General features: G+C 71.0%; 11 protein-coding genes. 9 read left to right on the forward strand and 2 right to left on the reverse strand.

The genetic code is table 11. The annotated features are described in order from the left end of the window. Positions 1–386: 386 nt before the first annotated feature. The 4 genes from AB0K09_RS24660 (at position 387) to AB0K09_RS24675 (ending at position 3862) form a co-directional block, all read left to right on the forward strand. A complete protein-coding gene (locus AB0K09_RS24660) occupies positions 387–1199 on the forward strand; it encodes a maleylpyruvate isomerase family mycothiol-dependent enzyme (RefSeq protein ID WP_366067556.1) in 813 nt (270 codons plus the stop codon). Between the two features lie 83 nt (positions 1200–1282). Continuing rightward, the gene (locus AB0K09_RS24665; RefSeq protein ID WP_366067557.1) at positions 1283–2182 is read left to right on the forward strand and encodes a class I SAM-dependent methyltransferase; all 900 of its coding nucleotides are present in this window, start codon (positions 1283–1285) and stop codon (positions 2180–2182) included. A 241-nt stretch (positions 2183–2423) separates the two neighbouring features. Continuing rightward, complete coding sequence (locus tag AB0K09_RS24670; protein WP_366067558.1) at positions 2424–3212, forward strand: hypothetical protein; 789 nt, start codon at positions 2424–2426, stop codon at positions 3210–3212. Between the two features lie 449 nt (positions 3213–3661). Then, entirely contained in the window at positions 3662–3862 is a 201-nt protein-coding gene (locus AB0K09_RS24675; RefSeq protein WP_366067566.1) for a hypothetical protein, read from the forward strand. 21 nt (positions 3863–3883) lie between these two features. On the opposite strand, the gene AB0K09_RS24680 is transcribed toward AB0K09_RS24675, so the two are convergent. Next, positions 3884–4135 carry a hypothetical protein gene (locus tag AB0K09_RS24680; protein ID WP_366067559.1) on the reverse strand — a complete coding sequence of 84 codons (252 nt, stop codon included), beginning with the start codon at positions 4133–4135 and terminating at the stop codon, positions 3884–3886. A 108-nt stretch (positions 4136–4243) separates the two neighbouring features. Between AB0K09_RS24680 and AB0K09_RS24685 the strand changes: the two genes are divergently transcribed. The 4 genes from AB0K09_RS24685 to AB0K09_RS24700 all read left to right on the forward strand — a co-directional run bounded on the left by AB0K09_RS24685 (position 4244) and on the right by AB0K09_RS24700 (position 7291). Further along, entirely contained in the window at positions 4244–4825 is a 582-nt protein-coding gene (locus AB0K09_RS24685; RefSeq protein WP_366067560.1) for a TetR family transcriptional regulator, read from the forward strand. 173 nt (positions 4826–4998) lie between these two features. Then, positions 4999–5649, forward strand: coding sequence for a 2OG-Fe(II) oxygenase (locus AB0K09_RS24690; RefSeq protein ID WP_366067561.1), 651 nt, complete (start codon positions 4999–5001; stop codon positions 5647–5649). Beyond that, positions 5646–6395: a hypothetical protein gene (locus AB0K09_RS24695; RefSeq protein ID WP_366067562.1), complete on the forward strand. Its 750-nt coding sequence runs from the start codon at positions 5646–5648 to the stop codon at positions 6393–6395. Before AB0K09_RS24690 ends, AB0K09_RS24695 begins: the two co-directional genes overlap by 4 nt. Continuing rightward, positions 6392–7291, forward strand: coding sequence for a glycosyltransferase (locus AB0K09_RS24700; protein WP_366067563.1), 900 nt, complete (start codon positions 6392–6394; stop codon positions 7289–7291). The genes AB0K09_RS24695 and AB0K09_RS24700 overlap by 4 nt, the downstream gene beginning before the upstream one ends. Positions 7292–7414: 123 nt before the next feature. On the opposite strand, the gene AB0K09_RS24705 is transcribed toward AB0K09_RS24700, so the two are convergent. Next, entirely contained in the window at positions 7415–8083 is a 669-nt protein-coding gene (locus AB0K09_RS24705; protein ID WP_366067564.1) for an O-methyltransferase, read from the reverse strand. Between the two features lie 112 nt (positions 8084–8195). Here AB0K09_RS24705 and AB0K09_RS24710 point away from each other — a divergent pair. Next, a partial coding sequence (locus tag AB0K09_RS24710; RefSeq protein WP_366067565.1) for a helix-turn-helix domain-containing protein occupies positions 8196–8521 on the forward strand: 326 nt, incomplete at its 3' end.

Raw genomic sequence — 8521 nt, forward strand, 5'->3', positions numbered from 1 at the left:
GGCGCCGCCTGCTGGACGACCTCGAAGGACCAGACCGTGGAGCCGGTCGCGGCGGGCGGCGCCCAAGCAGAGCTGACGGGGTCGGACGGCGACCGCGGCGATCAGCGCGAGCGCGCCGCTGCCGAGCGCTCCGTAGAAGGCCCCCTTGGTGATACGGATCTGCACGGGGACGGCCGAGGGCCTGGTCCGGGGGTTCCAGCGCGTGCCGAAGGCGAGCGCCGGAGCCCCGGGGACCAGCGGCGGTGCCGCCGTCCCGCAGCCGGTCTCCTCGCAGGGCCATCGAAGGCAGGGGCCGGCAGGCACCCCGGGGCGGGCCGGTCGAGTGCACTCCGACCTGCACACTGATCAGGACACGATCAGTGTTCCGAACGGAAAGGCGGGAGTGGATGGAGACGACGAGCCGGGGGAAGCACCCCCTGCCGTACGACACCTACCGGCAGGCGATCGAGCGGGAGACCCTGCGCTTCGCGGAGGTGGCCGAAGGCGCGGACCCGGCGACGCCCGTGCCCTCCTGCCCCGGCTGGACGCTGGCCGAGCTCACCCGGCACGTGGGAGCGCTCCAGCGCTGGTTCTCCACGCTGCTGACCGGGCTGGTGCAGGAGCCCCCGCGCAGCCGCGACGTGGAACTGGGCCTGCCGGAACACCCGGAGGAGTACGCCCACTGGGTGGCCGCGGGCGTCCCCGACGTGGCCGCCGTGCTGCGGGCCACCGATCCCCGGGCGGCGATGTGGGCCTGGGGCGAGGACCAGCACGCCCGGTTCTGGGCCCGCCGGATGCTGTTCGAAACACTGGTGCACCGGATCGACGCGGAGCGCGCCGCCGGCCGGGCATCGGACGTCGATCCCGCGCTGGCGGCGGACGGGGTGGACGAGTTCCTCGTCAACCTGCCCTACGCGGGCCTGTTCGCCCCGGCCGTGACGAAGCTGCGCGGCGACGGCGAGACCATCGCCTTCCGGTGCACGGACGGCGCGGGCGGCACCGGCGAGGAATGGCGAGTACGGCTGGAACCGAACGGATTCCGCCTGCTGCCACCGGCCGCGCCCGGCACCGAGCCCTCCGAGGCACGGGCGGCGGTGGAGGGGAAGGCGGCGGACCTCCTGATGCTGCTCTACGGGCGGCGCTCGTACCGGGAGACCGCCTTCGCCGTCTCCGGCGACGTCACGACGCTCGACCACTGGTTCGCCCACACGGCCTTCTGAGCGGAGCAACGCGCGCGGAGTTCCCGGCCGGGCCCTCCGTAATTCCGTGGCCCCGGCCGGCCGGCCGGGGCTAGCGTCGAAACGTGATCCATGAGAGTCCGCTCGCCTACGCACTCGGTCTCGAAGGGCTCGCCCTGCTGCGCTCGTTCACCGGGGCCCACGACCGTGCCTTCATCGACGCGCGCATCGGCGAGATGCGCAGACTGCTCGCCGACGCGTCACTGGCGGACGCGGCGCTGGACGTCGCCCCGGTGAGCACGGTCGAGGGATACCGCGTCTGGTCCTCGACGTACGACGGCCCCAACTCGGCCTTCGCCCTGGACGAACCGGTGATCACGGAGATCGTCGACGCCCTGCCCGCGGGGACCGCTCTGGACGCGGCCTGCGGCACCGGACGTGTGGCCGCCCTGCTCGCCGAGCGCGGGCACCGGGTCCTCGGCGTCGACAGTTCGGCCGCCATGCTGGCCAAGGCCCGCGACCGGGTGCCGGACGGCGCGTTCCAGCTGGGTGACCTCCACCGGCTGCCCGTGGCCGGCGACGCCGTGGACCTGGTCGTGTGTTCCCTGGCCCTGACGCACGTACCCGACCTGCGGCCGGTCCTCGCGGAGTTCGCCCGGGTCCTGCGCCCGGGCGGGCACCTGGTGACCTCCGACATCCACCCGGAGTGGGTGGCGCTGGGGGCCGTTCCCCCCGTACGGCTGCCGGACGGGCGGCCCGGTCGGCTGGTGAGCCACCGCCACGCGGTGGGCACCTACCTCCGCGCCGCCCTCGCGGCGGGGCTGCGGGTACGGCGCTGCGAGGAACCGACCGCGCCGCCGACGAACCGGCCCGGCCCGGAGGAACCCCGGACAGCGCCCGCGGCAGAGCCGGGGCCGTGGGAGCTGTGGCCGTGGTCCCTGGCCCGCCTGGTACCCGAGGCGGCGGAGGCCGCCGGGGCGGGAGTCCCCGCAGAGATCATCTGGCACTTCCAACTGCCGGGCTGACCGCCGGCGTTGCGGCGCGGCAAGCCCCCCGGACGCCCCTCCCGCAGCAACGGTGCTCAGCCGGCCACGACCGGTCCGGCGGTGCCGAACCGGGCCGCGGCCCCGGGAATGAACCGCCGGCAAGGCGCAAGGTGAAGCGGATGCGGAGGCCTTGTGCACCCTTCATGATCCGCTCATGCGGGACCGCGGCGCCGGGCAAGGATGCGGAGGATTCCGGCAGATCGGCTCACGGAAGGGTGCCGTGGAACTCTGGCTGCTCAACACCTTCAGCACCCCGGCTCTGGCCACCTTCTTCATCGGCGGCATCATCGTCCTGGCCATCGCGGGCAGCCTGCTGGTCCGCCGGCGCTTCCCGCGCACCATCGCCGGCCGGCACAACGAGACCATCGGCGTCGTCCTCGGCATCTACGGCGCCATCTACGGCATCATCCTCGCCTTCGTCATCGTGGCCGAGTGGGAGGCCCTGGGCGCCGCCCGGACCAACGTCGCCACCGAGGCCACACAGACCGCCGAGGTCCTGCGGGACGCCTCGGCCTTCCCCGCCGAGCAGCGGCACCGGATCTCGGCCGCCATAGACGCGTATGTGCACGCCATCGTCGAGCAGCAGTGGCCCCGCATGCGCGCGGGCAACCCGGACCCGGACCTCACGAACCCCCAGATCACCCGCATCTACCGCGCCTTCCAGGGCTACGAGCCCGTCACGGAGGGGCAGAAGGCCTACTACAGCCAGGCGATCTCCAACCTGGGCGGCGTCGCCGCCGCGCGCCGCAGCCGGATCGCGACGTCCCAGGAGCAGCTGCCCGTCCTCCTCACCGCGCTGGTCTACGGCGGCGCACTCGTCGTCATCCCGCTCACCTGGGTGTACGGGATGCGCAGCATCCGCGTCCAGCTCGTGTTCGTCAGCGCGGTCGCGGCACTCATCGGCGTGAGCGTGCTCCTCGTCCTCACCCTGGACCGGCCGTTCTCCGGGGACCTCACCATCTCGCCCGCACCGTTCAAGGAAGGCATCCTCGCCCAGTACTGGCACTGAACTCCTTCGTCGCCAGTTCGAGCGCCCTGGCGCGATCACGGGTTTCGAGGGCGCCGACGAGGCGGCGTGCTGCTCGTACCGGTCCTGGAGCCGCTCCACGGCCTCGGGCTCGACCAGGGGCAGAAGCGTCGTGTACAGCGAGCGCAGCAGCGCGTTGGGACTGACGGCCGCCAGCCGCGTCCGGAGCCGGTGGTCGGCGGCGGCGAAGGCGGCCGGGTCGGCTTCCCGGGCAGCCCCGGCCAGATCCGCCAACTCGCGCCGGAGCCCGACCTGGAGATGGAGGACGTCTGGTACGCCGCCGGAATGCGCGGCACCGGCAGCAACTGCCTGATCGCCGAGGACGTCTTCGTTCCCGAGAAGGCCGCGACCAAGCCGATCTCGTACACCTACTACGAGACACAGTCCGAGTCCGTGGCCGCGCCCGGGTCCGCGCGGACGCCGGGCACGCCATCAAGAACGTCCTGGAGGCCATCAACACCCTGCTCGGCGTGCGCGGCGGCGGCGCCTTCGCCGACGCGAACCCGCTGCAACGGATCCGGCGCGACGCGAGCACCGCGGGCCGGCACGCGGTCGCCACGCCCGCGGTGGGCCTGGAGAACTACGGCAAGGTGCTGCTGGGCGTCGAAGAGCGGATCACGCCCTTCGTGTAGAAAGCCGGCCCGGGACCACCGTCAGCCCCGGCGGCGCGCGGCGCGGCGGAGGAGCATGCCGCGCACGCGCTGGAGGCGCGGCATCAGGACGTAGACGACCGTCAGCACGACCAGGGCGCTCAGGATCAGGGTCTGCAGGACCAGCGGCAGCTGCTCCAGCCAGCGGTGGAAGAGCAGATGCAGCACCGTGAGGGTCGGGAAGACCGCCACCCAGATCATGAGCGCCATGTGGTGCTTGGGGGGAGGGCCTGCCGGGGCGGGACGGGAGGTCATGGGTGGAAAGCTCCTTGCTCGCCGAAATCTCCAAACGGATGGTTGGAGACTAACCGCACGGCCGGACCATCTCCAAACGAACGGTTGGAGATGCTCTAGAGTGAAGCCATGGCCTGGGACACCGCACGCACACGACAAGACCTGCTGAACGCCGCCATCGACGAGTTCGCCGAGTACGGCTTCGACGGCGCGCGCATCGAACGCGTCGCCACGCGGGCCGGGGTCAACAAGGAGCGGATCTACCAGTACTTCGGCAACAAGCAGAAGCTCTTCGGGCACGTCCTGGAGGCGGAACTGGAACGGATCGCAACGGCCATCCCGCTGACCGCCGACCAGGCGGCGGACCTCGGCGAGTACGCCGGGAAGCTGTACGACTACCACCGCTCCCACCCGCAGTTCATCCGGCTCCTGCACTGGGAGGGCCTCCAGGACCGCGGCGGACCGGCACTGCGGGAGGCCGAGCGCACCGCCACCTACGGGGCCCGGGTCGCCGCCCTGGCCGAGGCGCAGTCCAACGGCACGCTGGACCCCTCGCTCGAACCCGCTGAACTCTTCTACGCGGTCCTCGCCCTGGGTGCCTGGTGGTTCAGCGTGCCGCAGGCAGTACGGATGATCTTCGGGGGCGCCCCGGGCCCGGAAGGGGAACGGGCCGCCATGGTGCGCCTGGTACGCAGGCTCGCCGGACAGTAAGCGGTCGTCCGGCGCGTGCGCGGGGGAGAAGCTGTCGATAGGCGGCTACGGCGCGGATGGCGAAGCGGGATCGGCGGCCCGGGCCGTTCCGGCCGTGGGCCGGACGGGCGACGTGACGTACAAGCCGGGCGGCCTCGGATATTTCCGAAGCGGTCTCTTGTACGCTCACGCACATGCGACCCCAGGGCGCCGATACCACGCAACCCCGGTTCCGGACACGTAACGTCGCATCGGCGCGCGGCTTCCTGTCGACCGCCGAATGCGCCGACCTCATCCGGACCATGAATGAAGCGCCGAAAGAGCCGGCGCAGGTCGTACGCGCCGGAGAATCGATCCTGGACCAGTCGCTGCGATTCTGCTTCGATCACCATCTCCCGGACGACGTCCAGCGTTTCGTCGGCGACCGCATGGTGTCCTATTTCCACGACCATCGCGCCGAATTCGATTCCGATGCGGACTGCTTGTACGGCCCCTACTTCATGTCGTACGAGAAGGGCAGCTACTTTCGCGCGCACCGTGACGTCGCCAACCACAAGGACGATCCGCCGCGGCTGGCCGCGCATCGCTGGTCGCTCCTGCTCTATCTCAACGGGCGGGACCCCGGTGGGCCGCTGCCGGAATTCGACGGCGGCGCGCTGACCCTCTACGAAACCGACCCGGGTCTTCCCGACCGACGGGTGGTGATCATTCCGGAGCCCGGCATGCTGGTGCTGTTCCGGGCGTCCTTGATGCATGAGGTGGCGACGGTGCTCGACGGCACCCGGTACGCCGTCGCGGGCTGGATGTCCAGCTCGGGCTCTCTCCCCTTCGGAGGCCGGTCATGACCCACCACGCCCCGGGCAATGAGTCGACCCGCATCTCGGTGTGCAGGGAGCTTCCCGCGGAAACCCGGGCGGCTCTGGCCCGGTTCTGCCGCTGCAACGGGTACCCGTATCTGTATTCCGAGGTTCTCGAGCCCCTGTTGCCCCAGGCAGGCCTCGTGCTGGCCCTGGCGACGCGGGACAGGCCCTGGCCGCCCAGGGGAATCGGTTCACAGACGGTTGAGGCTGTCGGCATCGCGATGACCGGCACCGAAGGCCGGGCCCACCTCACCCCGGTCCTGACCGATTTCAGGAACGCCACCAACATCGGTCTCGCCGGGGCCGTGACGAAGGAATTGCTGCAGTATCTGCACGACGGGGGTGTGCCCACCGTCGGATACCTCGTCCGGCAAGGCGACCGTGCCCTCGAACGGGTGCTTGAGCAAGCAGGATTCGCGGAATCCGACCTCCAGTCCTCCACCGACTACGCCGAATACCTGGAATACGCCGCGAAGCCCCACAAGGTCCTGGAGTCCTTGCAGCTCGACCGGCTGAGGCCGGGAGACCTTCTGGCGCTCGATCTGGACGGCCGGGAGCTCGATCGCCTGAGCGCCTACCATTTCGCACTGGACGCCGGCCTGAGGGCCTACCTACAGGACTCGATCCGGTACGCGGCCCTGCTGCCCGGCTTGATCGACCTGGTCGCCACGCTGCCGCCCGGCGGAGTCCCACCCGGAACTCCCGGTCCACCCCTCGAACAGTCCCAGTGACGCAACGAACCGCGATACCGCCGGCCGTCACCTCTTTGGTCGTATCGAGCCTGGACGAGGGCGCAGAACTCCACGACACGCTGGAGTCCGTCTACGCCGGATCGGTCGTACCGGCCGAAACCGTCGTCGTCGACGACGGAGGCACGGACGACAGCTGCGCCGCCCTGAAGACGACCGCATGGCGCGAGCGGGGCGTCATCGTGCACCACATCCGGCGCAGCGGTGTGGCGGCGGCACGCAATGCGGGCGCCCACCTCACGAAAAGCCCCTACCTGGTCTTCCTGGACGCGCACTGCCGGTTGGAAGAGGACTGTCTCGCGCACTTGCAGGCCGCGCTCACCGCTCGACCCGACGCCGTCCTGGCGCCCGCCCTTCGCGACTTCGCCGGCACCGCGTACGGATGCGGGGCCCGCTTGATCGATGCCGCACTCCGGGTGCGATGGCTGCCGCCGCGAACGGACGGCACCCTGTACCCGCTGCCCGTCGCGCCGGGAGGTTGCCTTGCGCTGAGCCGGACGACGTTCGACAACCTGAACGGCTTCGACGCCTTCCGTGAGCTCGGGCTGGAGGACGTCGATTTCAGCCTCCGCGCATGGCGCGCCGGCATCGATGTCCTGGCGGTCCCGTCGGCACGACTCGCACACCGGTTCCGTCCCAACCCTCCCTACCGCCTAGGCTCCGCAAGCCGCGCCTACAACCTGGCGCGGGTCGCGCTCGTCCATTTCACCGGCTCCCGCCGCGAGGAATGCCTGCGCAAGGTCATCGGCACCCCGGGAGCGGCCGGGGTCCTGGTGGACGCGCTCGTCAGCGACTGGGAGCAGCGGAGAATTGTGCTGGAGGCGACGAGTTCGAGGACCGTGGAAGCGTTTTTCGCCTGCTACGGCGATTGGCGATGACGCGTCAGCGCAGCGTGACCCTGCCGCCGACCTCCAGCCGCCCGGGGGTGACCACCTCGGCGTAGGCGCCGAGGCAGGGCGGTTCGCCGAAGTCCGTTGCGGCTGCCGTGCCGCCCTCGCCCGTCAGGCGGTGACGAGGGCGAGGGTGAAGCCGTCGTAGCCCTTGGCGCCGACAGTCTGGACGGTGGTGGCCGTCAGCCGGGGGTGGGCGGCGATGAGCTCGGTGAAGCGGCGCACGCCCTTCACCCGGGGATCGGTGCTGGCCGGGTCGGTGACGGCGCCGTCGCGCACGACGTTGTCGCCGATGATGACGCTGCCGGCCCGGGTGAGCTTGAGGGCCCAGTGCAGGTAGTCGGGGTTCGAGGGCTTGTCGGCGTCGATGAAGACCAGGTCGAAGGGGCCGGCTTCCTCGTCCACGAGCCGGGGCAGGGAGTCCAGTGCCGCGCCGACCCGGATGTCGACGACGCGATCGAGCCCCGCGCGGGAGACATTGGCCGCGGCGACGGCGGCGTAGCGCTCGTCGGCTTCCAGGGTGACCAGACGCCCGCCCTCGGGCAGGGCCCGGGCGAGCCAGATGGTGCTGTACCCGCCGAGGGTACCGATCTCCAGAATCGTGCGGGCGCCCTGGACCCGGGCGAGAAGCTGGAGCAGCTTGCCCTGGTTCGGCGCGACCTGGTGGGGCGGCAGCCCGGCCGCTTCGCTCTCCGTGGCCGCCGCGCGCAGCGGGCCGTCCTCCTCGACGAGCAGGTCGTTGAAGTAGTCGTCGACCGCGGTCCAAGTCTCCTGCGCCACCAGTGGGTTCCCTTCCGATACTGGCTGAGTTCCGAAAAGGAACCTACTATGCCGAGGCGACGGCCTGTCAACGGTTTTTCAAGAGAGCGACCCCACAGGGAGGGCGACGACAATGAGTCCACGGCGTGTGGCCGACGACGCCTGCGGCATCGCGCAGGCCGCGGCGGTGGTGGGCGACTGGTGGAGCCTGCTCGTCCTCCGGGAGATCGCCCGCGGTCATGTGCGCTTCGACCGGCTCGCCGGCGAACTGGGCCTCTCCCGGAAGGTCCTCGCCGAACGACTGCGCACACTGACCGAACAGCACGTCCTCGAACGGCGCCTCTACCAGAACCGTCCGCCCCGGTACGAGTACGTGCTGACCGAACGGGGCCGCGGGCTCCTGCCCGTCCTGGTCGCGCTCCAGGACTGGGCCGACCGCTGGCTGCTGGGCGACGGCAC

Origin of the sequence: Streptomyces sp. NPDC049577 (assembly GCF_040675635.1) — a bacterium.
Lineage (GTDB): Bacteria > Actinomycetota > Actinomycetes > Streptomycetales > Streptomycetaceae > Streptomyces.

What these genes read in the sequence shown, in the direction of transcription:
- AB0K09_RS24660 (WP_366067556.1), top strand. Translation starts at nt 387, where the DNA reads ATGGAGACGACGAGCCGGGGGAAGCACCCCCTGCCGTACGACACCTAC.
- AB0K09_RS24680 (WP_366067559.1), bottom strand. Translation starts at nt 4,135, where the DNA reads ATGACCTCCCGTCCCGCCCCGGCAGGCCCTCCCCCCAAGCACCACATG.
- AB0K09_RS24685 (WP_366067560.1), top strand. Translation starts at nt 4,244, where the DNA reads ATGGCCTGGGACACCGCACGCACACGACAAGACCTGCTGAACGCCGCC.
- AB0K09_RS24690 (WP_366067561.1), top strand. Translation starts at nt 4,999, where the DNA reads ATGCGACCCCAGGGCGCCGATACCACGCAACCCCGGTTCCGGACACGT.
- AB0K09_RS24695 (WP_366067562.1), top strand. Translation starts at nt 5,646, where the DNA reads ATGACCCACCACGCCCCGGGCAATGAGTCGACCCGCATCTCGGTGTGC.